Consider the following 22,214-nt stretch of genomic DNA (forward strand, 5'->3'; position numbering starts at 1 on the left):
GAATTGGTAGACGCACCAGATTTAGGTTCTGGCGCCGCAAGGTGTGAGAGTTCAAGTCTCTCCTTCCGCACCATTATCGGAAAACCCAGCATGACTTTGCTGGGTTTTTTCTTTTTTTGGTTCTGGACTCGGGAAATCATTAGATTTGCCGAATTAAAAAAGCGAGCTCATGGCTCGCTTTTTTTCTATCTGTGATTTGAGTAGCTTACTACATACCTAACGCGTATTTCAGTACTTGAGCCTTAATTGGCCCTGAGTTTTCAGCAAGCTTCAATGCAGCATTACGTACGAACTTCAATGGCCCTAGATCGTTGCTAAAACCTTTATAGAAAAAGTCCATGCCCGTCTGCATGAGTAAGTTGTCAGGTCGACGTGCGCGTTCGTATTTCGCGAGTAAGGTATCTTCCAGCTTTTCTTGTTGTTCTGTTACCGAAAGGAGAACGTCTACATCTTTGAAGCCTAAGTTTACCCCTTGCCCTGCAAGCGGGTTGATCGTATGGGCAGAGTCACCCACTAATACGCAATTTTTGCTTGAGTAGCTTTGCGCATGACGACGAGTGAGTGGGAATGAGCCAAACTGTAAAACTTCAATATCGCCTAATTCTGCAGGGAAATGACGTAAGATTTCTTCCCTTAGTTGAGGTTTACCCATCGCACACAGTTGTTTAATACGTTTAGGCGAGTCATACCAAACCAAAGAACCTTGGCCTACTATTTGACCATCGTCGTTACTCAAAGAGCACAGAGGTAAAAATGAACGTGGGCCTGAAGGTGTAAATTGTTGCCAAGTAATATCTTGCTGAGGCAATTCTGTTTTCACGTTAATCAACATGCAGTGTTGTCGGTAATCCCACGCAGTTACACCAATTCCAGCCAATTGACGAACTTTAGAGTTTGCACCATCAGCACCAATCACCCAGTTAGCTTCAAACTGCGCCCCACTTTCTAGTGTCACAAGATTTACATCTGCAAACTCAATGGCTTTTAATCGCTCAGGACACATCACGGTTAGATTTTCATACTTAGAGAAGACTTGCCAAAGACCTAATTGGATTAGGCGATTTTCAACGATGTAACCTAGCTGATCCAATGACAATTCATCAGAGTGAAAACGAGTACGGCACTCTGGGTGCTCCCAAGTTTCTAAGCGCCGATAAGGACAAACTCGCATGCTCTTGATCTCTGACCATGCTCCGAGTGAATCAAGTAACTCCACCGACTGGTGCGAGATTGCAGATACACGAATATCCATCGCCTGAGCGGCATCAAAAACTTTAGGTTTTGTACCTTCGACCAAGACAACGCTTCTGCCCTGCTTGGCAAATCCAACAGCGACGGCTGCCCCGACCATACCGCCACCGATCACGGCGATGTCATACTTGTTCATTTTTCACTCTTCATCGTGCTGATTAATTGGCGTTTTTTATTGTACTTTCCATGGCTACTTTTACAAAATTGTTTAACAAAAAACCTTGTTCAGCATAGGGCGAAAAACTAGATTTCATCAGGCTTTGCAGAGAATTAGCTAGATCACTAGTCAGGTGCTTTTTAAAGCAGTACAATACGCCGCTTACCGCCGTGATGGCGGCTATAATTTGAGCAATAGCTCTCCGATTTAAGTACAACTGAACGAGCGAAAGTGAGATGAGTAAGAAACTGCTAATTAAAACCTGGGGCTGCCAGATGAACGAATACGATTCATCAAAAATGGCCGACCTGCTTAATGCTGCAAACGGCTACGAGCTGACGGAAGAGCCAGAGGAAGCAGACGTACTTCTACTTAACACCTGTTCGATCCGTGAAAAAGCGCAAGAGAAAGTTTTCCACCAGCTAGGCCGCTGGAAAACACTAAAAGATAAAAAACCTGGCGTAGTTATCGGTGTAGGTGGTTGTGTAGCAACGCAAGAAGGTGACCATATTCGTGAACGTGCACCATACGTTGACGTTATTTTTGGCCCACAAACTTTGCACCGCCTACCTGAGATGATCAAACAATCTCAGTCCGATGATGCACCAGTTATGGACATTTCGTTCCCAGAGATCGAAAAATTCGACCGCCTACCTGAACCTCGCGCTGAAGGTGCGACAGCATTCGTTTCTATTATGGAAGGCTGCTCTAAGTACTGTACTTACTGTGTCGTACCGTACACTCGTGGTGAAGAAGTAAGCCGTCCAATGGATGACGTACTGTTCGAAATCGCCCAACTTGCTGAACAAGGCGTACGTGAAGTAAACCTTCTGGGTCAAAACGTAAACGCGTACCGTGGTCCTATGCACGATGGTGAGATCTGTTCATTTGCAGAACTGCTTCGTTTGGTTGCGTCTATCGATGGTATCGACCGTATTCGTTTCACGACGAGCCACCCGTTAGAATTCACAGACGACATCATCGCAGTATACGAAGATACGCCAGAACTTGTGAGCTTCCTGCACTTACCTGTGCAAAGTGGTAGTGACCGTATCCTAACGATGATGAAACGCCCTCACACCGCTATCGAATACAAATCGATCATCCGTAAACTGCGTAAAGCTCGTCCTGATATCCAAATCAGTTCAGACTTTATTGTTGGTTTCCCTGGTGAGACAGACAAAGACTTCCAAGACACCATGAAGCTAATCAAAGATGTAGACTTTGACATGAGCTTCAGCTTTATTTTCTCTCCACGTCCAGGTACGCCAGCAGCGGATTACCCTTGTGATGTGTCAGAACAAGTGAAGAAAGAGCGCCTTTACGAACTACAGCAAACTATCAATGCTCAAGCGATGCGTTACTCTCGCTTAATGCTTGGCACAGAACAACGTGTTCTAGTTGAAGGTCCTTCGAAGAAAAACCTAATGGAACTACGCGCTCGTACAGAAAACAACCGTGTAGTAAACTTTGAAGGTAGTGCAGACCTAATTGGTCAGTTCGTTGATGTGAAGATCGTAGACGTATTTGCAAACTCACTGCGTGGTGAGCTAGTACGTACTGAAAAAGACATGGATCTTCGTAGTGTGATTTCCCCAACGCAGATGATGGCGAAAACACGTCGCGAAGATGAGCTGGGTGTAGCTACTTTTACGCCGTAAGCTCGTATAAATAGCCATAGAGAGCCTGGTCGTTATCAGGCTCTCACTAAGTGGCAAAAAATGAGAGGCAACATTGAGCAATAAAATCGTAACTCTAGAAATTAACCTAGAACCTTCAGACAACCGCCGACTAGCTAGCCTGTGCGGTCCATTCGATGACAACATCAAGCATTTAGAACGTCGTCTAGGCGTTGAAATTAACCACCGTAGTGACCACTTTACGATTGTCGGTAAACCTCATACCGCATCAGCTGCGCTGGATATCCTGAAAACTCTATATGTTGATACCGCACCTGTACGAGGTGAGATCCCAGATATTGAGCCTGAGCAAATCCATCTAGCGATCAAAGAGTCTGGTGTTCTTGAGCAGAATACTGAGTCTAACATCGAGCATGGTAAAGAAGTCTTCGTCAAAACCAAGAAAGGTGTGATCAAACCACGTACGCCAAACCAAGCGCAGTACTTGGTTAACATGGTCACGCATGATATTTCTTTTGGTATTGGCCCGGCTGGTACAGGTAAAACCTACCTTGCTGTAGCAGCAGCTGTTGACGCACTAGAGCGCCAAGAGATCCGCCGTATTCTACTTACTCGTCCAGCGGTTGAAGCTGGTGAGAAATTGGGCTTCCTGCCTGGTGATTTAAGCCAGAAAGTCGACCCATACCTACGTCCGCTATACGACGCCCTATTTGAAATGCTGGGCTTTGAGCGCGTAGAGAAGCTGATTGAACGTAACGTGATTGAGGTTGCTCCTCTTGCTTACATGCGTGGTCGTACTCTAAACGACGCCTTCATCATTCTTGATGAGAGTCAGAACACCACTGTTGAGCAGATGAAGATGTTCCTAACGCGTATTGGTTTTAACTCTCGCGCGGTTATCACTGGTGATGTCACGCAGATTGACTTACCTCGTGGTGCGAAATCGGGTCTTCGTCATGCTATTGAGGTACTAAGCGAAGTTGACGACATCAGCTTTAACTTCTTCTTAGCCGACGACGTTGTACGTCACCCTGTGGTTGCTCGTATCGTTAACGCGTACGAGAAGTGGGAAGCACAAGACCAGAAAGAGCGTAAAGAGTTCGAGAAACGCCGTCGTGAAGAACGCGATGCGAAGTTACTAGAAGCAGCAAAAGCCGAACTGAATGCACAAGTTGCTTCAACTAAGGAATAATCATGGCGATTGAACTTGATCTGCAACTGGCAGTCGAAAATGAAGAAGGTCTGCCTTCGCAGCAAGATTTCCAATTGTGGCTAGATAAGACAATTCCTCTCTTCCAGCCACAAGCCGAAGTCACCATTCGTATTGTTGATGAACAAGAAAGTCATACGCTCAACCATGAGTATCGCGGCAAAGATAAACCAACTAATGTGTTGTCGTTTCCATTTGAAGCACCTCCTGGTATGGAAATAGATTTACTTGGTGATTTGATTATTTGCCGCCAAGTTGTTGAAAAAGAGGCGGTTGAACAGAGCAAGCCTCTGCTAGCACATTGGGCGCATATGGTTGTACATGGCAGCTTGCATCTGCTAGGTTATGATCATATAGAGGATGACGAAGCCGAAGAGATGGAGTCCCTCGAAACCGAAATCATGCAAGGTATGGGTTATGAAGATCCTTACATTGCTGAAAAAGAGTAGCTATTGGCCACTCGACAGGGAAAGGCGAACCACCTAAATGACTCTCGTGTTCGCCTCTCTATGTGTGCTATCACACTTCTGATAGCGTTACTTAATTGAGAAACAATGAACGAAGATAATTCTCCCTCTTCTAACGAAGATAAGAAAGAAAAGGCAGAAGGTCCGAGTAGAAAGTCCTTCTTTGAACGTCTAGGTCAACTATTTCAGGGCGAACCAAAAGATCGCCAAGAGCTTGTGGATGTTATCCGCGACTCTGAAGTTAACGACCTGATTGACCATGACACTCGCGATATGCTCGAAGGTGTTATGGAAATCTCCGAAATGCGTGTGCGTGACATTATGATCCCGCGTTCGCAAATGGTTACCGTTGAGCGTACTCACGACCTTGATACCTTGGTTGCTTTGATTACCGATGCTCAACACTCTCGCTACCCTGTGATCAGCGAAGATAAAGACCATGTGGAAGGCATACTTCTAGCGAAGGACTTACTTAAATACTTAGGCTCAGGCAGTAATCCATTTGATATCGAAGAAGTCATTCGACCAGCGGTTGTAGTACCGGAAAGTAAACGCGTTGATCGACTGCTGAAAGAATTCCGTGAAGAACGTTATCATATGGCCATTGTTGTCGATGAATTCGGTGGTGTTTCTGGTCTTGTGACCATTGAAGATATCCTTGAGGAAATCGTCGGGGATATTGAAGATGAATTCGATGAAAGTGAAGAGACGGACATTCGTAAGCTGAGCAAGCATACGTTTGCTGTCAGAGCGCTGACAACCATCGAAGAGTTTAATGAGACATTCGGAACCAACTTCAGCGATGAGGAAGTTGATACCGTTGGTGGTATGGTCATGACTGCCTTTGGTCACTTACCTTCTCGTGGTGAACTGGTTGAAATTGAAGGCTACAACTTCAAAGTCACCGCTGCCGATAACCGTCGTGTCATTCAACTCCAAGTGACGATCCCAGACGAAGAAACCCTGGTTGAAGCCACTCAAGAGTAACGCGATACCCATTGGGAATCTCAGAAATTACAATGATGAATGAACTCTTTCATCGCCTTAAGCGGCCCTTAGTGGCCGCTTTTGTTGGCGCCTCTACTACACTCGCTTTCGCTCCTTACCAGCTGTGGCCTATTGCCATTCTTAGCCCTGCAATTCTACTGATTCTTCTTGCTAACCAAACTCCGAAACGCGCACTATGGATTGGTTATGCTTGGGGGTTAGGTCAATTTGCAACTGGCGTTAGCTGGGTTTACGTCAGTATCTCCGGTTTTGGCGGTATGCCGCTCATTGCCAATTTATTTTTAATGGGCTTACTTGTTGCCTACTTGGCTGTTTATTCAGGCTTATTTGCTTGGCTCAACAACAAGCTGTTTCCTCAATTTACGCTCACAAAAGCACTTCTCGCTGCACCTGCTTTATGGCTGATAAGTGATTGGTTGCGTGGTTGGGTGATGACCGGCTTCCCTTGGTTATGGCTAGGCTATAGCCAGATAGATGCTCCACTCGCAAGCTTTGCACCAATTGGCGGCGTAGAACTGCTTACTCTATTTATCCTTATCAGCGCAGGGGCGTTAGCCTATGCATGGATTCATAAGCAGTGGCTGATGGTGATTATCCCTGCGGTATTACTCAGTACTGGCTTTGGGATTCGCAACTACGATTGGGTAACACCCCGACCAGAAGACACGACTAAGCTCGCACTGATTCAAGGTAACGTAGACCAAAACCTAAAGTGGCTACCAAGTCAACGCTGGCCAACCATCATGAAATATGCTGACTTAACTCGTGAAAACTGGGACGCTGACATTATCGTTTGGCCAGAAGCAGCAATTCCCGCTTTTGAAATTGAAGTGCCTTCATTTTTGAGCAATATCGACAGCGCTGCAAAAATGAATAACAGCGCAATCATCACCGGTGTCGTCAACCAAGCTGAAGATCGACAGTTCTACAACAGTATTCTGTCCCTCGGCATCACACCATACGGTGACTACAGCTTCGATTTAAGCGAACGTTACCATAAGCATCACCTACTACCGTTTGGTGAGTTTGTACCATTTGAAGATATTTTGCGCCCATTAGCGCCATTCTTTAACCTACCGATGTCATCGTTTAGCCGTGGGGCTTTTGTGCAGCCAAACATCGTTGCGAATGGCATGCACATGGCACCAGCGCTTTGCTATGAGATCATCTTTAATGAGCAAGTGCGTCAAAATGTGACTGACGAAACAGACTTCATTCTAACGCTTTCAAACGATGCATGGTTTGGTCACTCTATCGGCCCTCTTCAGCATATGGAGATCGCCCGTATGCGTGCCTTAGAGTTGGGCAAACCGCTCATCCGCTCGACTAACAATGGATTAACAGCGGTAACCGATCACAAGGGTAAAATCGTTGAGCAAGTTCCGCAGTTTGAAACTGCAGTACTGCGCGCAGAGCTCACCCCAACCGATGGGAAAACGCCATATCGAATCGTTGGTACTTGGCCATTGTATATTTGGGTAGGGTTAAGTTTAGCGCTGGCTTTCGGTTTAAGAAGAAAACAGAGCTGATAACAGCTTGAAAGTAGAAAAGACAAAAAAGAGGCGACTAAGCCTCTTTTTTATTCATTGCATTATACAGTCGTTACTCGCCATTTATGGCTTTAATGACTGACGAGTAAAGCCTTTGTGACTACACTTAATACACGGAATGATTACTGTTGGGTGGTTATACGTTGTCTTGTGACCACACTCATCACAGACTAAAGTGCCTAAGCCTATCACCTCTCCTGCTTCATATAGCCCTTGATGCTCTAAGTCATCGAACAACTCAACCCACTCAACTTTAGTTCGGTCTGTAATCTCTAACAGCCCTTGCCATATCGAATCCGCAATCGTTAAGTAAAACGGACCGCTTTTGCCATCCTCGTAACTCTCTGAAAACTCTTTTAAGTCTGCTTTAAGGTACGCTTTGATTAAAGCCAATTCATCTTTGGTCAAGTCATTAGCAGCATCCACCACTTTGCCCGACGTCTCAATCGCTTTGTTAACTTCTTCCGGACTGTGCTTCAAGGTTTCAATCACATCCTCGAGCATTTCCTCATAACCTGTTTTACGTTTAGGCATAACTGACCTCCATCTTTCTCCTACCTGCGTCACTTAAGGGCGCATGGGTACAGATTGGCTATTGTTGTGATCCCTAGCTTTAGGTATTCTATGACGATCTATTTAAGTCTGTTCTAACCGAACTCACAAATTCCAAGATAACGGATACCATCGATGCAAGAACAATACAACCCACAAGATATTGAACAAAAAGTTCAAAAGCACTGGGATGACAACAAAACCTTTGTTGTAAGTGAAGACCCAAATAAAGAAAAATTCTACTGTCTGTCCATGTTCCCATACCCAAGTGGTCGACTGCACATGGGTCACGTGCGCAACTACACTATCGGTGATGTAGTATCTCGTTTCCAACGCCTACAAGGCAAAAACGTGATGCAACCAATCGGTTGGGACGCATTCGGTCTACCTGCAGAAAACGCAGCAGTAAAAAACAAAACTGCGCCAGCACCTTGGACTTACGAAAACATCGAATATATGAAGAACCAACTTAAGCTTCTAGGCTTTGGTTACGATTGGAACCGTGAATTCGCAACATGTACACCGGAGTACTACCGCTGGGAACAAGAGTTCTTCACTAAACTTTACGAGAAAGGTTTAGTTTACAAAAAGACTTCTTCTGTTAACTGGTGTCCTAACGACCAAACTGTTCTTGCAAACGAGCAGGTTGAAGACGGTTGTTGCTGGCGTTGTGATACGCCTGTAGAGCAAAAAGAAATCCCTCAATGGTTCATCAAAATCACTGAGTACGCTCAAGAGCTACTAGACGACTTAGACAAGCTTGAAGGTTGGCCTGAAATGGTGAAAACCATGCAGCGCAACTGGATTGGTCGTTCTGAAGGTGTTGAACTGAAGTTTGAAGTTAAGGGTCAACAAGACCTAGAAGTTTACACAACACGTCCAGATACGCTAATGGGTGTGACTTACGTGGGTATCGCAGCCGGCCACCCTCTTGCAGCTCTTGCAGCAGAGAACAATCCAGAGCTTGCAGCGTTTATCGACGAATGTAAGAACAACAAGGTTGCAGAAGCTGAGCTAGCGACAATGGAGAAGAAAGGTATGGCAACTGGCCTTACTGCTATTCATCCATTGAACGGCCGCGAAGTACCAGTATACGTAGCAAACTTCGTACTGATGGACTACGGTACAGGCGCGGTAATGGCTGTACCTGCGCACGACCAACGTGACTACGAGTTCGCAACGAAGTACGGTCTAGACATCGTGCCTGTTATCAAGCCTGCTGATGGCAGCGAGCTAGACATCTCTGAAGCAGCATACACAGAGAAAGGCGTACTGTTCGATTCAGGTGAATTCGACGGCCTCGAATTCCAAGCGGCGTTCGATGCAATTGCAGCGAAGCTAGAAGCAGAAGGCAAAGGCACTAAGACTGTAAACTTCCGTCTACGCGACTGGGGTGTATCTCGTCAACGTTACTGGGGCGCACCAATCCCAATGGTAACGACTGAAGACGGTGAAGTTCACCCAGTACCTGCTGACCAACTACCAGTGATTCTTCCAGAAGACGTGGTAATGGACGGCGTAACCAGCCCAATCAAAGCAGACAAAGAGTGGGCGAAGACAACCTTTAACGGCGAACCTGCTCTACGTGAGACAGATACGTTCGATACATTCATGGAATCTTCTTGGTACTACGCGCGTTATTGTTCACCGCAAGCAGACGACATCCTAGATCCAGAAAAAGCAAACTACTGGCTACCAGTAGACCAGTACATCGGCGGTATCGAGCACGCTTGTATGCACCTACTGTACTCACGCTTCTTCCACAAGTTGCTACGTGACGCGGGCTACGTAACGTCTGACGAACCGTTCAAGCAACTACTGTGTCAAGGCATGGTACTGGCTGATGCGTTCTACTTCGAGAACGAGAAAGGTGGTAAAGAGTGGGTAGCTCCAACAGACGTAGCCGTTGAACGTGATGGTAAAGGCCGCATTACTTCTGCTAAAGACACTGAAGGTCGTGATGTAACGCACTCAGGCATGATCAAGATGTCTAAGTCTAAGAACAACGGTATCGACCCTCAAGAAATGGTAGACAAGTACGGCGCTGACACAGTACGTCTATTCATGATGTTCGCGTCTCCAGCGGACATGACACTTGAATGGCAAGAGTCTGGCGTAGAAGGTGCGAACCGCTTCCTAAAACGTGTTTGGAAACTAGTGAAAGAGCACACAGCGAAAGGCGCAGCAGAAGCAGTAGATACCGCAGCGCTTTCTGGTGATCAAAAAGCACTTCGCCGTGACGTTCACAAGACTATCGCGAAAGTGACGGACGATATCGCTCGTCGTCAAACATTCAACACCGCGATCGCAGCGATCATGGAGCTGATGAACAAACTAGCGAAAGCGCCTCAAGAATCTGCGCAAGATCGTGCAATCCTTGACGAGGCACTGAAAGCTATTGTTGTCATGCTTTACCCTATCACTCCGCATATCTCATACGAGCTATGGGCAGCACTAGGTGAAACAGACATTGATAACGCGGCATGGCCGACGTTTGACGAAAAAGCGCTAGTTGAAGACGAAAAAACTATCGTTGTTCAAGTTAACGGTAAGCTACGTGCGAAGCTAACAGTCCCAGCTGATATCTCTAAAGACGATATCGAACAGCTTGGTCTAAACGACGAAAACGTGGTTAAGTTCACTGATGGCCTGACTATTCGTAAAGTTATTTACGTTCCAGGTAAACTGCTGAACATCGTTGCAAACTAATCGCAGCTGTCAATTTGTCTCTGTTTAGCGAACTTATTTGTTAACCAAGAGTCATTAAACAGGGTAGTTTTCTACCCTGTTTATTTACCTCAAACCATTCACATGAGTGGTTTAAGGTAAATAACCCCTTCAATTTAGGATGAATACAATCAATGCGCTTTTTCTCTTTGATTAAACTACCAGTGGTATTGGTATTAGCGGGGCTTCTTTCTGCCTGTGGTTTTCACCTTCGCGGCGAGTATTCCGTACCGGAAGAGCTGCACACTATGTCTTTCTCCAGCTACGATGAATACAGTGAATTAACTCGCTATGTTCGCTCTCAACTCGAACTGAACAAAGTTGAACTTGTTCAACCATCATCGACGGTACCCAACCTTCATTTGACGGAAGCGACAATCGATGAGCGTACACTATCGCTTTATCAAAATAGCCGTGCAGCAGAAAAAGAGCTGACATACGTAGTAAAATACCGTGTGACAATTCCTGGCTATGGTTCTAAAAACTTTACGACAACAGTAAACCGCAACTACCTAGACAACCCGTTGACCGCACTTGCAAAATCTGTTGAGCGTGACGTAATTGAAGACGAGATGCGCTTGCAAGCTGCAAAACAGATGATGCGCCAGTTGGGCCGTATTCGTGCCGAATATGAAGCAGGACAAATCTCTGAGCCAGCGAACAAAAACTCTTAGTCACTATGCGAATTTATGCCGATAAGCTAACGGATCATTTAACTAAACAAGTTAAACAGGTTTACTTAATCTTTGGTAATGAGCCGTTACTGATTCAAGAAAGCCGCCAAGCAATCCAAAAGGCAGCGTTTCAGCAAGGTTTTGAGGAAAAACACCGTTTTGCGGTGGATGCTAGCATCGACTGGAATCAAGTTTACGACTGTTTCCAAGCGATGAGCCTGTTTTCAAACCGTCAACTGATTGAGCTTGAAATTCCTGAAAGTGGCGTGACAACCGCCGTCAGCAAAGAGCTGCAAACACTGTGTGATATGCTTCATGATGACATCATGCTCGTCATTGTTGGTAGCAAACTGACCAAAGCCCAAGAAAATGCGAAATGGTTCAAAGCATTAAGCTCAAAAGGCGATTGGGTAAGCTGCTTGTCGCCAGATCTACAACGCTTACCTATGTTCATTCAGACACGTTGCCGCACGTTGGGACTAAAACCCAATCAACAATCACTGCAAATGTTGGCTCAATGGCATGAAGGTAACCTATTTGCATTGTCACAAAGCTTAGAGAAATTGGCCCTACTCTACCCGGATGGTGAGCTGACCGTCATACGTTTAGAGGAAGCCCTAAGTCGCCATAATCACTTCACTACCTTTAACTGGATCGACGCCTTACTGGCAGGTAAAGCAAACCGTGCACAACGTATTCTTCGCCAACTTGAGGCGGAAGGGGTTGAGACCGTGATCTTGATTCGAAGTGTACAAAAAGAGTTGAGCCAACTTTTAAATATGCATCAAGACTTAACTCAAATGGGAATGAACCAGGTATTTGAGAAATATCGAGTTTGGCAAAACAAGCGTCCACTCTATAACGCAGCACTGGCCCGCTTATCAGCGAGTCGTATTTGTGCATTGCTCTCCTTATTGGCTCAAGCCGAGATAAAAGCCAAAACTCAGTATGACGAGTCTGTATGGCCAACTATTCATCAGTTGAGCTTAGAAACCTGCTCTCCTGATATTAAGCTGGCAATTTAAAAATCAAAGCGTGATATAGTGCGCGACCTGTTTTGCAAGCAAGAATGTAAAACACTATAGAGATAAGAGACAAACCGAGGAAAACCGAGTGCTTCGCGAAGAACTGAAAGACTTTTTAGCTGATAAAGCCGACGACATGAAAGCGGAAGACATTATCGTCCTAAATGTGGAAGATAAATCAAGCGTGACAGATTACATGATCATCTGTACTGGTACATCCAAACGCCACGTTTCATCCATCGCTGACCATGTTGCAACAGAAGTGAAAAAAGCCGGTCTTGAGCCACTAGGAATGGAAGGTGAAAACGAAGGTGAATGGGTAGTCCTAGATATGGGCGACGCCATGCTTCACGTGATGCAAGAAGAGCACCGCGAACTCTACCAGCTAGAAAAACTCTGGGGTTAATCTTTTGAAAATTCAACTAATTGCTGTTGGCACAAAAATGCCAAAATGGGTTGAGGAAGGCTTTCAAGAATATCGTCGCCGTTTCCCGCATGATATGCCGTTGGAGTTGATTGAAATCTCTGCTGGCAAACGCGGAAAAAATGCCGATATCGCTCGCATCCTGCAAAAAGAAGGAGAAGCGATGCTCGCGGCGGTACCAAAAGGCAACCGTATCGTCACGTTAGATATCCCAGGTAAAAAATGGGACACTCCTCAACTCGCTGAGCAGTTAGAAGCTTGGAAATTAGATGGCCGTGATGTATCAATATTAATCGGCGGTCCTGAAGGACTCGCTCCTGCATGCAAAGCTGCAGCAGACCAAAGCTGGTCATTATCTGCCTTAACGCTACCCCACCCTCTAGTGCGTATCGTAATGGCAGAAAGCTTATACCGAGCGTGGAGCATCACCGCTAACCACCCTTATCATCGCGAATAATCGTTGTTTAACTTTAGAGCCAAGCGTTAATGATTCGTAAACGCCGCAGTCAAATCCGAGATTATCAAGCCGAAGCGCGTCTGTTTGCCAGCCGCGCTATTGTTGCTTTTATCGGCATTGTTGTCTTGATGGGAGCTCTGGTTGCCAACATGTACAACATTCAGGTGAACCAGTTTCAAGACTATCAAACCCGCTCGAACGATAACCGCATCAAAGTAGTGCCTATCGCGCCTAACCGAGGTCTAATTTATGACCGAAATGGCGTTTTACTGGCAGAGAACCGTCCCGTCTTTAACTTAGAACTGACCCCAGAAAAAATTAAAGACATTGATGCAACCATCCAAGAATTACAAACTATTCTGGAAATTACACCAGACCAGATTGAACGTTTCCACCACGAGCGTAAACGGACTCGTCGATTTAAATCGGTCCCACTGCTTACCCAACTGAACGAAAAACAAGTAGCAGTATTCTCCGTCAATCAGTACCGCTTTCCAGGTGTGGAAATAAGTGCGACCTTAAAGCGCTACTACCCTTTCAGCGAAGTCTTAACCCACGTGATTGGGTATGTTTCTCGAATCAATGATCGCGACATGCAGCGCCTGATCCGAGAAGAAAAAGACGCAAACTATCAAGCCACTCGCGACATTGGTAAGCTGGGTATTGAAAAATACTACGAAGACCTCTTACACGGTACAGCCGGATATCAAGAAGTCGAGGTAAACAGCCGCGGCCGAGTAATTCGTACCTTAAAGTACGTTCCACCTGTACCCGGAAAAGACATCGTTTTAAACCTTGATATCAACTTGCAGTTGTACGTACACCAATTATTGGACGGCCGCCGAGGCAGTGCTGTAGTGATCGATCCTAGAGACAACGGCGTACTGGCTATGGTTTCGAGCCCTAGCTACGATCCTAACTCGTTCGTGCACGGAATCTCAGGTAAAGACTATCGCGCCCTTTTGAACGATAAAAACCGTCCTTTGGTCAACCGCACTACACTTGGCATTTACCCCCCTGCGTCTACCATCAAACCATTTATGGCGGTAGCCGCGCTGCAAGAAGGTGTCGTCACACCTAACACCACGCGAAATGATCCTGGTTATTGGCGCATACCAAACTCCAACACTCGCCCATTCCGTGACTGGTTGCGTTGGGGGCACGGACGCGTCGATATCATTAAGTCGATCGAAGAGTCTGTTGATACCTTCTACTATCAAATCGCTTATGACATGGGTATTGACCGTATTTCGAATTGGATGATGATGTTCGGCTTTGGTGATTACACTGGCATCGATATCTACGAAGAAAGTAAGGCGAATATGCCGACTCGTGACTGGAAAATGTCTCGCCATAAAACCCCATGGTATAAAGGTGATACGATCCCTGTGGGTATCGGCCAAGGATATTGGACAGCAACACCAATGCAAATCGCCAAAGCAACCTCCGTATTAGTAAACGAGGGAGAAGTGATCGCACCTCACTTGCTCAAAGCGACGATAGAAAATGGTAACGACTTCGAAGAGCAGCAAACGACAGAATACGTGACTTACCCACCAATCAAGAATGTGCCGAAAAAGTACTGGGATATGGCGAAAGAAGGCATGCGTCGGGTAAACCATGGCACGCGCGGAACAGCTCGCCGCTCATTCTACAAAATGAATTATGAAACAGCGGGTAAATCAGGTACTGCACAGGTCTTCGGTCTGGGTGAAAACGAAGAATACAACGCCGATGAGATCGCCGAGCACTTACGTGACCATGCGTTATTTACTGGCTTTGCACCATTTGATGATCCTAAAGTGGTCGTCACTGTAGTACTAGAAAATGCCGGTGGTGGTTCTAGTAACGGTGCCCCAGTAGTAAGGAAAATTTTTGACCGAGTCGTTCTTGGTCCAGAAGAAATTGAGCCTGAAAACAATGCGAAGAAAGAGGTAAAACAGTAATGAAGATGGATCCCTCTACAGGTAAAAATCGCGCCCTGTTTGAACGCTTCCATATTGACTTACCACTCCTACTTGGCATACTGGCCCTGATGGGGTTTGGCCTGGTGATCATGTACAGCGCCAGTGGCCAAAGTTTACTGATGATGGATCGCCAAGCCATGCGAATGGTGCTTTCACTCGTTGTGATGCTCGTCCTTGCACAGCTTTCTCCACGAACTTACGAAAGCTTGGCACCTTTGATGTTCGTTGGTGGCGTTATACTGCTTTTCGGCGTGCTGTTTTTCGGTGAAGCATCGAAAGGCGCGCAGCGTTGGCTTAACCTCGGTTTTGTGCGCTTTCAACCGTCAGAGCTATTGAAGCTCGCGGTGCCATTAATGGTGGCTCGCTATGTTGGTAGACAGCCCCTCCCACCAACGCTAAGAACACTCATTGTTGCACTGATTATGGTCTGCTTACCAACCATTCTCATTGCAAAACAGCCTGACTTAGGTACCTCGATCCTGATCGCGGCTTCCGGTATTTTTGTTATCTTCCTCGCCGGCATTAGCTGGAAAATAATTGCAGGTGCTGCGATTGCATTAGGTGGTTTCATTCCAATTCTGTGGTTTTTCTTGATGCGAGAGTATCAAAAAGTGCGAGTTCGTACTCTATTTAACCCGGAATCTGATCCGCTAGGAGCGGGCTACCACATTATTCAGAGTAAAATTGCGATTGGCTCCGGTGGTATTTCCGGCAAAGGTTGGTTGCAAGGTACGCAGTCACAACTAGAATTTCTTCCAGAACGACACACTGACTTTATCTTTGCAGTAATTGCTGAAGAATGGGGTATGATTGGCTTCCTTTGCCTTTTAGCCATCTATCTATTTATTATTGGACGAGGTTTATATCTCGCCAGCCAAGCGCAAACCGCATTTGGACGAATGATGGCAGGCAGTATTGTACTCAGCTTCTTCGTGTATATTTTTGTAAATATTGGCATGGTAAGTGGCATCCTACCTGTAGTAGGTGTACCGTTGCCACTCATCAGTTATGGCGGCACATCAATGGTAACCTTGATGGCTGGTTTTGGTATTCTGATGTCGATTCATACGCACCGAAAAGCATTCTCTAAGGCGACCTAGACATGCAAAAACGCGCTTTATATTCCTTGGTTTTATCTGCTCTTATTTTGGCAGGCTGTTCATCAACTAGCCAAAAAGAACAAGAAGGCCGTTACGAACTCGAATCCGATGTTGCACCGGATACACCGCTTTCAGTCGAACACATCGAGGATGCGCATCCTAAATATGAACCGTACAGCCTAGGTGGGAACAAAGATTACCACTTGCGTGGCAAAGACTACAAAATAGTTCGCAATGCGAAAGGCTTTAAAGAAAAAGGCCGCGCATCTTGGTATGGGAAAAAATTCCAAGGTCATTTGACTTCTAATGGCGAAATCTATGACATGTACTCAATGACGGCAGCGCATAAAACGCTACCGTTACCAAGTTACGTAAAAGTTACCAATACTGACAACGGCAAAACCACCATAGTACGAGTTAATGACCGAGGTCCTTTTCACGATGGCCGTATCATTGATTTAAGCTATGCCGCCGCGCACAAGTTAGATGTCATAAAAACAGGCACCGCGAACGTGGAAATTGAAGTGATCAGTATCAATCAGCCCACGGACAAAAAGTCATTAGAAGCGCACCCTAGGTACGTTATTCAAGTGGCATCATCAAAAAATGAAGAACGCGCGCGAACTTTAGGTACCGAGCTTGGTCAAAAATTGGATACAGAAACTTTCCTAGAGAGTGCGAAAGAGTCTTATCGCTTGTTGTTAGGGCCATTTACTGACTATTCCCTGACGCAAGCCACATTAGATAAAGTAAAGTTGCTCGGCTATTCGTCTGCATTTATTAAAAAACACAACACTGCCAAATGACCTCGTGTCATGAATTTCTCTTTGATCCCCCTCTTACATAACTAGGGATTCTGATAAGATGTCTGCAGTTAACCCAAAAATTTGAATTACCATGAATAAAAATAAGTTTGTGAAATCTATTCTCGTTTCTTCGGTTGCCCTTTCTGCAACTTTCGCTCAATCTGCTCTTGCATCACCTATCGTTGTTCCAGATGCCCCTCAAATCGCGGCGAAGGGCTACGTGCTGATGGATTACCATTCAGGTAAAGTACTGGCAGAGAAAGAGATGAACACAAAATTGTCTCCAGCTAGTCTGACTAAGATGATGACCAGCTATGTAATCGGCCAAGAGCTAGCCCGTGGTAATATCTCAGAAGATGATGATGTCACCATCAGTAAAAATGCGTGGGCGAAAAACTTCCCTGATTCATCAAAGATGTTCATTGAAGTAGGCACAACAGTTAAAGTACGTGACCTGAACCGAGGTATCATCGTCCAGTCAGGTAACGATGCCTGTGTTGCGATGGCAGAACATATTGCAGGTTCAGAAGATGCATTTGTTGACCTAATGAACGCTTGGGCCAACACATTGGGTATGACTAACTCGCACTTTGCCAACGTTCATGGCTTAGATAACGCAGAATTGTACTCAACACCATACGACATGGCACTGCTAGGTAAAGCACTTATCCGTGACGTACCAAATGAGTACCGAGTGTACTCAGAGAAGAAATTTACTTACAACGGCATCACCCAATACAACCGTAACGGTCTACTTTGGGATAAGAGCATGAACGTTGACGGCATCAAAACGGGTCACACAAGTAATGCGGGTTACAGCCTAGTAAGTTCAGCAACTGAAGGTCAAATGCGCTTGGTTGCGGTCGTTATGGGTACTAAAGATGCCAATGCTCGCAAGTCAGAAAGCAAAAAGCTGCTAAGCTACGGCTTCCGTTTCTTCGAAACAGTGGCACCGCACAAAGCAGGTGAAACGTTCGTAGAAGAAAAAGTGTGGATGGGTAACAAAGATACCGTAGCACTGGGTCTTGACCAAGATACTTACGTAACACTACCGCGTGGTGAAGCGAAAAACCTAAAAGCAAGCTTCGTCCTTGAAAAAGAGCTAGAAGCCCCAATTAATAAAGGTGATGTAGTTGGTAAGCTATACTATCAGATCGATGGTGAAGATATTGCCGAGTACCCACTAATGGCACTAGAAACCGTAGAGCAAGGTAGTCTATTTAGCCGCATGTGGGATTACATCGTATTGTTATTCAAGAGCTTCTTCTAAAAAGAACGTTAGAGTAGCAAACTTATTCGCAAAGCCGCCTGAATGGGCGGCTTTTTAAGTTTGAGCTCCTCGTCTTGAGTTCCCCCTAATTTGACTGTACTATTTCGCACCGCAACGAATATCTACTGGAGTTATCGATATGCTAACCATCAACTCTGATGCAAAATTAAAAGACCTGCTTGAGTTCCCTTGTTCATTTACTTACAAGGTAATGGGTCATGCAAAGCCTGAACTTCCAGAGCTTGTTCTTGAAGTTATTCAGCGCCATGCTCCAGGTGACTACAGCCCGACCGTTAAACCAAGTGCTAAGGGCAACTACCACTCTGTGTCAATCAACATTACTGCAACCTCTATCGAGCAGGTTGAGACACTGTACAAAGAGTTAGGTGAAATTGACATCGTACGCATGGTTCTATAATTTTTTGATAGATTAAATTTTTTTTGAAAGCAGCCTTGGCTGCTTTCTTTTTATTTATCAAAGAGATAACGCGGCTTTACATCGCTTTCAGTTAAAAATCTGTTACGCAGCGGTAGAGCATCAAGGTTATCCGGTTTATAATCCAAAAACTTTATATATTAGCAACAGGAATTCCCATGCAACACCAACTTGTTGTAAAACGACTTGGCCGCCAAGACTATGAGCCTGTATGGAAGGCGATGCATGAGTTCACCGACCAACGCACAGAAGAAACCCGTGATGAAGTCTGGTTGGTAGAACATAACCCAGTATTTACGCAAGGACAGGCAGGTAAAGCTGAGCACTTGATTAACACTGGCGATATTCCTGTTGTACAAAGTGATCGCGGAGGCCAGGTTACGTATCATGGCCCTGGTCAGTTGGTCGCCTACTTCTTGATCAACCTACGCCGTAAAAAATTAGGTGTACGAGATCTCGTTACCACAATCGAGAACCTCGTGATCAACACGCTAAAAGCATACAATATTGACTCAGCCGCGCGACCTGACGCACCAGGTGTCTACGTTGCCGGTAAGAAAATATGCTCTCTCGGTTTACGCATTCGTAAAGGATGCTCGTTTCATGGTTTAGCCTTGAACGTAAATATGGATTTAACACCGTTTCTGCGTATTAACCCTTGTGGTTATGAAGGTATGGAAATGGTTCAGGTCAGCCAATTTGGCGGCCCAGACAATGTAGAAGCCGTAGAAAAACAATTAATAGAAGAACTCGTTACTTTGCTCGATTATGAGCAAGTAGAATTCAGCACAGAAGCACCTTCTCAAGGTAATAAAGCATGAGCAAACCAATCCAGATGGAAAAAGGCGTTAAATATCGTGACGCCGATAAAATGGCATTGATTCCCGTAAAGAACATGCCTACAGAGCAGAAAGAAGTGCTACGTAAGCCTGATTGGATGAAGATCAAGCTACCAGCCGACAGCCAACGAATTCAAGACATCAAAGCGGCGATGCGTAAGAATAAACTTCACTCCGTATGTGAAGAAGCATCTTGCCCGAACCTAGCGGAATGTTTTAACCACGGTACAGCAACCTTCATGATCTTAGGTGCTATTTGTACTCGTCGTTGTCCTTTCTGTGACGTTGCTCATGGCCGCCCATTACCACCGGAAGCAGAAGAGCCTCAAAAACTGGCGAAAACCATTGCCGATATGAAGCTGAAATACGTAGTAATCACTTCTGTTGACCGTGACGATCTGCGTGACGGCGGTGCACAACACTTTGCCGATTGTAACCGCGAGATCCGTGCGTTAAACCCGCATATTAAGATTGAAACACTGGTTCCTGACTTCCGTGGTCGCATGGATGTAGCGCTTGATCTAATGAAAGACAATCCGCCAGATGTCTTCAACCACAACTTAGAAACAGCGCCACGTCTTTACCGTAAAGCTCGCCCAGGTGCGAACTATAAATGGTCACTTGAGCTTCTTAAGAAGTTCAAAGAGCAGCATCCCGATGTACCGACCAAGTCTGGTTTGATGATGGGCCTTGGTGAAACCAAAGAAGAAATCATCGAAGTACTGAAAGATCTACGCGCACACGGCGTAACGATGCTGACTCTAGGCCAGTACCTAGCGCCAAGCCGTCACCACTTGCCAGTAGAACGTTACGTTCCACCATCAGAGTTTGACGAGCTAAAAGAAGTTGCACTAGAACTTGGCTTCACGCATGCAGCGTGTGGTCCATTTGTGCGCTCTTCTTACCATGCCGATATGCAAGCTCAAGGTATCGAGATTAAATAAGCTCTCGCTTGTTTTGAAAAGAAAGGTTGGCTCAGTGCCAACCTTTTTTGTATCTGGAAAATGATGATAAAAAGCCATTCTACCACTGTCATTCTGAACAGCGAGGAACGAGCGTGATTCAGAATCAGTTTTCAGAGTACTGATGATTTTTAGGGAAACTCTGAGTAAAAGAGTGTGCCTTAACAAGATTCCTGATCTCGCCTAGGCTCGTCGGAATGACGTGGTTTCGATATATTGAAAAGGGACAGTGTTGGTAGCCATCCCCTTATCACACACTCTCGCTATATCTCATTCCAAACGCCAGACAAACAAAAAGGCCCTCAATTGAGGACCTTTAGTATATCAACGTTCAAAATAGATGAGTCGAGTTCTAGAAGAACACACGGAGTTTGCGCGAGCAAATGAGTATGTTCGACACCGAAATCGACTCATTCTATGAAGAACAGTTATGCGTAAACTGGTAGACGCTTACAAATTTCTAGCACTTTCTGTTTAGTCGCTTCGATAACTTCTTCGTTGCCGATGTTATCTAGAACGTCACACATCCAGTTTGCTAGCTCTTTTGCATCTTCTTCAGTGAAGCCACGGCGAGTGATCGCTGGCGTACCTACACGGATACCAGACGTTACGAATGGGCTGCGTGGGTCATTTGGTACTGAGTTCTTGTTTACAGTGATGTTTGCTGCACCTAGTGCCGCGTCTGCGTCTTTACCAGTGATATCTTTGTCGATTAGGTCAACAAGGAACAAGTGGTTTTCTGTACCGTTAGATACGATTTTGTAGCCACGCTCTTGGAACTGACCAACCATTGCTTTTGCGTTTTTCACTACGCGAGCTTGATAAGCTTTGAACTCTGGCTCCATCGCTTCTTTGAACGCTACTGCTTTACCAGCGATAACGTGCATTAGAGGACCACCTTGACCACCAGGGAACACTGCTGAGTTCAATTTCTTGTACATATCTTCGCCAGCATTTGACAAGATAAGACCACCGCGAGGACCTGCTAGTGTTTTGTGCGTCGTTGTTGTTACCACGTGAGCATGCGGTACTGGTGTTGGGTATTCACCGGCAGCGATAAGACCAGCTACGTGCGCCATATCAACAAATAAGTAAGCACCTGCTTTGTCAGCGATTTCACGCATGCGTTTCCAATCAACGATTTGCGAGTAAGCAGAGAAACCACCGATGATCATCTTAGGTTTGTGTTCAAGTGCTAGCTGTTCCATCTCGTCGTAGTTGATTTGACCAGCTTCATCGATACCGTAAGGGATAACGTTGTAGTGCTTACCAGAGAAGTTTACTGGTGAACCGTGAGTTAGGTGACCACCGTGTGCTAGGCTCATGCCTAAAACTGTATCGCCAGGGTTAAGAAGCGCCATGTAAACTGCGCTGTTTGCTTGAGAACCTGAGTGAGGCTGTACGTTAGCGTACTCACAACCAAATAGTTGGCATGCACGCTCAATTGCTAGTGCTTCAGCTTTATCTACGTACTCACAACCGCCGTAGTAACGCTTACCTGGGTAGCCTTCAGCGTATTTGTTCGTTAGCTGAGAACCTTGCGCTTCCATTACACGTGGGCTTGTGTAGTTTTCAGAAGCGATAAGTTCAATGTGTTCTTCCTGGCGAAGAGTTTCTTCCTGGATAGCTGCGAACAGTTCCGCATCGTAATCTGCGATGTTCATATCACGCTTAAGCATCTGTATCTCCTGA

At 45.6% G+C, this 22,214-nt stretch carries 21 protein-coding genes; 18 read left to right on the top strand and 3 right to left on the bottom strand.

All coding sequences use genetic code 11. The features are described from left to right. The coding region (locus tag R7041_RS14830) for a hypothetical protein (protein ID WP_206949545.1) at window positions 1–195 on the top strand (195 nt) is incomplete at its 5' end. Between the two features lie 13 nt (window positions 196–208). Here the strand turns inward: R7041_RS14830 and R7041_RS14835 are convergent. Beyond that, a complete protein-coding gene (locus tag R7041_RS14835; RefSeq protein ID WP_064369039.1) occupies window positions 209–1,387 on the bottom strand; it encodes a 2-octaprenyl-3-methyl-6-methoxy-1,4-benzoquinol hydroxylase in 1,179 nt (392 codons plus the stop codon). A 257-nt stretch (window positions 1,388–1,644) separates the two neighbouring features. Between R7041_RS14835 and miaB the strand changes: the two genes are divergently transcribed. The 5 genes from miaB to lnt all read left to right on the top strand — a co-directional run bounded on the left by miaB (window position 1,645) and on the right by lnt (window position 7,262). Next, window positions 1,645–3,069, top strand: a complete 1,425-nt coding sequence (miaB, locus tag R7041_RS14840; RefSeq protein WP_005373038.1) for a tRNA (N6-isopentenyl adenosine(37)-C2)-methylthiotransferase MiaB — start codon at window positions 1,645–1,647, stop codon at window positions 3,067–3,069. A gap of 73 nt (window positions 3,070–3,142) precedes the next feature. Then, on the top strand, window positions 3,143–4,240 hold the full coding sequence (locus R7041_RS14845) for a PhoH family protein (RefSeq protein WP_005373033.1): 1,098 nt from the start codon (window positions 3,143–3,145) through the stop codon (window positions 4,238–4,240). A 2-nt stretch (window positions 4,241–4,242) separates the two neighbouring features. Beyond that, the gene (gene ybeY, locus R7041_RS14850; protein ID WP_005373030.1) at window positions 4,243–4,707 is read left to right on the top strand and encodes an rRNA maturation RNase YbeY; all 465 of its coding nucleotides are present in this window, start codon (window positions 4,243–4,245) and stop codon (window positions 4,705–4,707) included. A gap of 105 nt (window positions 4,708–4,812) precedes the next feature. Then, window positions 4,813–5,712 carry a CNNM family magnesium/cobalt transport protein CorC gene (gene corC / locus R7041_RS14855; RefSeq protein ID WP_005384118.1) on the top strand — a complete coding sequence of 300 codons (900 nt, stop codon included), beginning with the start codon at window positions 4,813–4,815 and terminating at the stop codon, window positions 5,710–5,712. A gap of 32 nt (window positions 5,713–5,744) precedes the next feature. After that, entirely contained in the window at window positions 5,745–7,262 is a 1,518-nt protein-coding gene (gene lnt / locus R7041_RS14860; RefSeq protein WP_005384119.1) for an apolipoprotein N-acyltransferase, read from the top strand. A gap of 84 nt (window positions 7,263–7,346) precedes the next feature. Here the strand turns inward: lnt and R7041_RS14865 are convergent, their stop codons facing one another. Then, window positions 7,347–7,817 (bottom strand): zinc ribbon-containing protein, encoded by a 471-nt coding sequence (locus R7041_RS14865; protein WP_206949547.1) that lies wholly within the window; start codon window positions 7,815–7,817, stop codon window positions 7,347–7,349. 153 nt (window positions 7,818–7,970) lie between these two features. On the opposite strand from R7041_RS14865, the gene leuS reads away from it, so the two are divergent. The 12 genes from leuS to lipA all read left to right on the top strand — a co-directional run bounded on the left by leuS (window position 7,971) and on the right by lipA (window position 20,504). Beyond that, entirely contained in the window at window positions 7,971–10,544 is a 2,574-nt protein-coding gene (gene leuS / locus R7041_RS14870; protein WP_005391313.1) for a leucine--tRNA ligase, read from the top strand. 152 nt (window positions 10,545–10,696) lie between these two features. Next, a complete protein-coding gene (gene lptE, locus R7041_RS14875) occupies window positions 10,697–11,236 on the top strand; it encodes an LPS assembly lipoprotein LptE (RefSeq protein WP_005384122.1) in 540 nt (179 codons plus the stop codon). Between the two features lie 5 nt (window positions 11,237–11,241). Continuing rightward, window positions 11,242–12,261, top strand: coding sequence for a DNA polymerase III subunit delta (gene holA, locus R7041_RS14880; protein ID WP_206949551.1), 1,020 nt, complete (start codon window positions 11,242–11,244; stop codon window positions 12,259–12,261). An 88-nt stretch (window positions 12,262–12,349) separates the two neighbouring features. Beyond that, window positions 12,350–12,667: a ribosome silencing factor gene (gene rsfS / locus R7041_RS14885; protein WP_005373015.1), complete on the top strand. Its 318-nt coding sequence runs from the start codon at window positions 12,350–12,352 to the stop codon at window positions 12,665–12,667. 4 nt (window positions 12,668–12,671) lie between these two features. Continuing rightward, a complete protein-coding gene (rlmH, locus tag R7041_RS14890; RefSeq protein ID WP_017821762.1) occupies window positions 12,672–13,142 on the top strand; it encodes a 23S rRNA (pseudouridine(1915)-N(3))-methyltransferase RlmH in 471 nt (156 codons plus the stop codon). Window positions 13,143–13,171: 29 nt separating this feature from the next. Beyond that, a complete protein-coding gene (gene mrdA / locus R7041_RS14895; RefSeq protein WP_005384126.1) occupies window positions 13,172–15,088 on the top strand; it encodes a penicillin-binding protein 2 in 1,917 nt (638 codons plus the stop codon). Further along, window positions 15,088–16,209, top strand: a complete 1,122-nt coding sequence (gene rodA / locus R7041_RS14900) for a rod shape-determining protein RodA (protein WP_005384128.1) — start codon at window positions 15,088–15,090, stop codon at window positions 16,207–16,209. Before mrdA ends, rodA begins: the two co-directional genes overlap by 1 nt. A gap of 2 nt (window positions 16,210–16,211) precedes the next feature. Then, window positions 16,212–17,015 carry a septal ring lytic transglycosylase RlpA family protein gene (locus R7041_RS14905; protein ID WP_206949553.1) on the top strand — a complete coding sequence of 268 codons (804 nt, stop codon included), beginning with the start codon at window positions 16,212–16,214 and terminating at the stop codon, window positions 17,013–17,015. 91 nt (window positions 17,016–17,106) lie between these two features. Continuing rightward, a complete protein-coding gene (locus tag R7041_RS14910) occupies window positions 17,107–18,285 on the top strand; it encodes a serine hydrolase (protein WP_005384132.1) in 1,179 nt (392 codons plus the stop codon). Between the two features lie 139 nt (window positions 18,286–18,424). Next, complete coding sequence (gene ybeD / locus R7041_RS14915) at window positions 18,425–18,703, top strand: DUF493 family protein YbeD (RefSeq protein ID WP_005384135.1); 279 nt, start codon at window positions 18,425–18,427, stop codon at window positions 18,701–18,703. 176 nt (window positions 18,704–18,879) lie between these two features. Beyond that, a complete protein-coding gene (lipB, locus tag R7041_RS14920; protein WP_005384137.1) occupies window positions 18,880–19,542 on the top strand; it encodes a lipoyl(octanoyl) transferase LipB in 663 nt (220 codons plus the stop codon). Then, window positions 19,539–20,504 (top strand): lipoyl synthase, encoded by a 966-nt coding sequence (gene lipA, locus R7041_RS14925; protein WP_005391329.1) that lies wholly within the window; start codon window positions 19,539–19,541, stop codon window positions 20,502–20,504. The genes lipB and lipA overlap by 4 nt, the downstream gene beginning before the upstream one ends. A 446-nt stretch (window positions 20,505–20,950) precedes the next feature. Here lipA and glyA read toward each other — a convergent pair whose 3' ends face one another. Further along, the gene (glyA, locus tag R7041_RS14930) at window positions 20,951–22,201 is read right to left on the bottom strand and encodes a serine hydroxymethyltransferase (protein WP_005381985.1); all 1,251 of its coding nucleotides are present in this window, start codon (window positions 22,199–22,201) and stop codon (window positions 20,951–20,953) included. Window positions 22,202–22,214: the final 13 nt, after the last annotated feature.

Origin of the sequence: Vibrio sp. 1751, from assembly GCF_033339895.1 — a bacterium.
In the GTDB taxonomy this organism is placed as follows: Bacteria; Pseudomonadota; Gammaproteobacteria; order Enterobacterales; family Vibrionaceae; genus Vibrio; species Vibrio alginolyticus.

What these genes read in the sequence shown, in the direction of transcription:
- holA (WP_206949551.1), top strand. Translation starts at nt 11,242, where the DNA reads ATGCGAATTTATGCCGATAAGCTAACGGATCATTTAACTAAACAAGTT.
- rodA (WP_005384128.1), top strand. Translation starts at nt 15,088, where the DNA reads ATGAAGATGGATCCCTCTACAGGTAAAAATCGCGCCCTGTTTGAACGC.
- lipA (WP_005391329.1), top strand. Translation starts at nt 19,539, where the DNA reads ATGAGCAAACCAATCCAGATGGAAAAAGGCGTTAAATATCGTGACGCC.
- leuS (WP_005391313.1), top strand. Translation starts at nt 7,971, where the DNA reads ATGCAAGAACAATACAACCCACAAGATATTGAACAAAAAGTTCAAAAG.
- mrdA (WP_005384126.1), top strand. Translation starts at nt 13,172, where the DNA reads ATGATTCGTAAACGCCGCAGTCAAATCCGAGATTATCAAGCCGAAGCG.
- R7041_RS14835 (WP_064369039.1), bottom strand. Translation starts at nt 1,387, where the DNA reads ATGAACAAGTATGACATCGCCGTGATCGGTGGCGGTATGGTCGGGGCA.
- ybeD (WP_005384135.1), top strand. Translation starts at nt 18,425, where the DNA reads ATGCTAACCATCAACTCTGATGCAAAATTAAAAGACCTGCTTGAGTTC.
- lnt (WP_005384119.1), top strand. Translation starts at nt 5,745, where the DNA reads ATGATGAATGAACTCTTTCATCGCCTTAAGCGGCCCTTAGTGGCCGCT.
- R7041_RS14910 (WP_005384132.1), top strand. Translation starts at nt 17,107, where the DNA reads ATGAATAAAAATAAGTTTGTGAAATCTATTCTCGTTTCTTCGGTTGCC.
- ybeY (WP_005373030.1), top strand. Translation starts at nt 4,243, where the DNA reads ATGGCGATTGAACTTGATCTGCAACTGGCAGTCGAAAATGAAGAAGGT.
- R7041_RS14865 (WP_206949547.1), bottom strand. Translation starts at nt 7,817, where the DNA reads ATGCCTAAACGTAAAACAGGTTATGAGGAAATGCTCGAGGATGTGATT.
- glyA (WP_005381985.1), bottom strand. Translation starts at nt 22,201, where the DNA reads ATGCTTAAGCGTGATATGAACATCGCAGATTACGATGCGGAACTGTTC.
- lptE (WP_005384122.1), top strand. Translation starts at nt 10,697, where the DNA reads ATGCGCTTTTTCTCTTTGATTAAACTACCAGTGGTATTGGTATTAGCG.
- lipB (WP_005384137.1), top strand. Translation starts at nt 18,880, where the DNA reads ATGCAACACCAACTTGTTGTAAAACGACTTGGCCGCCAAGACTATGAG.
- miaB (WP_005373038.1), top strand. Translation starts at nt 1,645, where the DNA reads ATGAGTAAGAAACTGCTAATTAAAACCTGGGGCTGCCAGATGAACGAA.
- corC (WP_005384118.1), top strand. Translation starts at nt 4,813, where the DNA reads ATGAACGAAGATAATTCTCCCTCTTCTAACGAAGATAAGAAAGAAAAG.
- R7041_RS14905 (WP_206949553.1), top strand. Translation starts at nt 16,212, where the DNA reads ATGCAAAAACGCGCTTTATATTCCTTGGTTTTATCTGCTCTTATTTTG.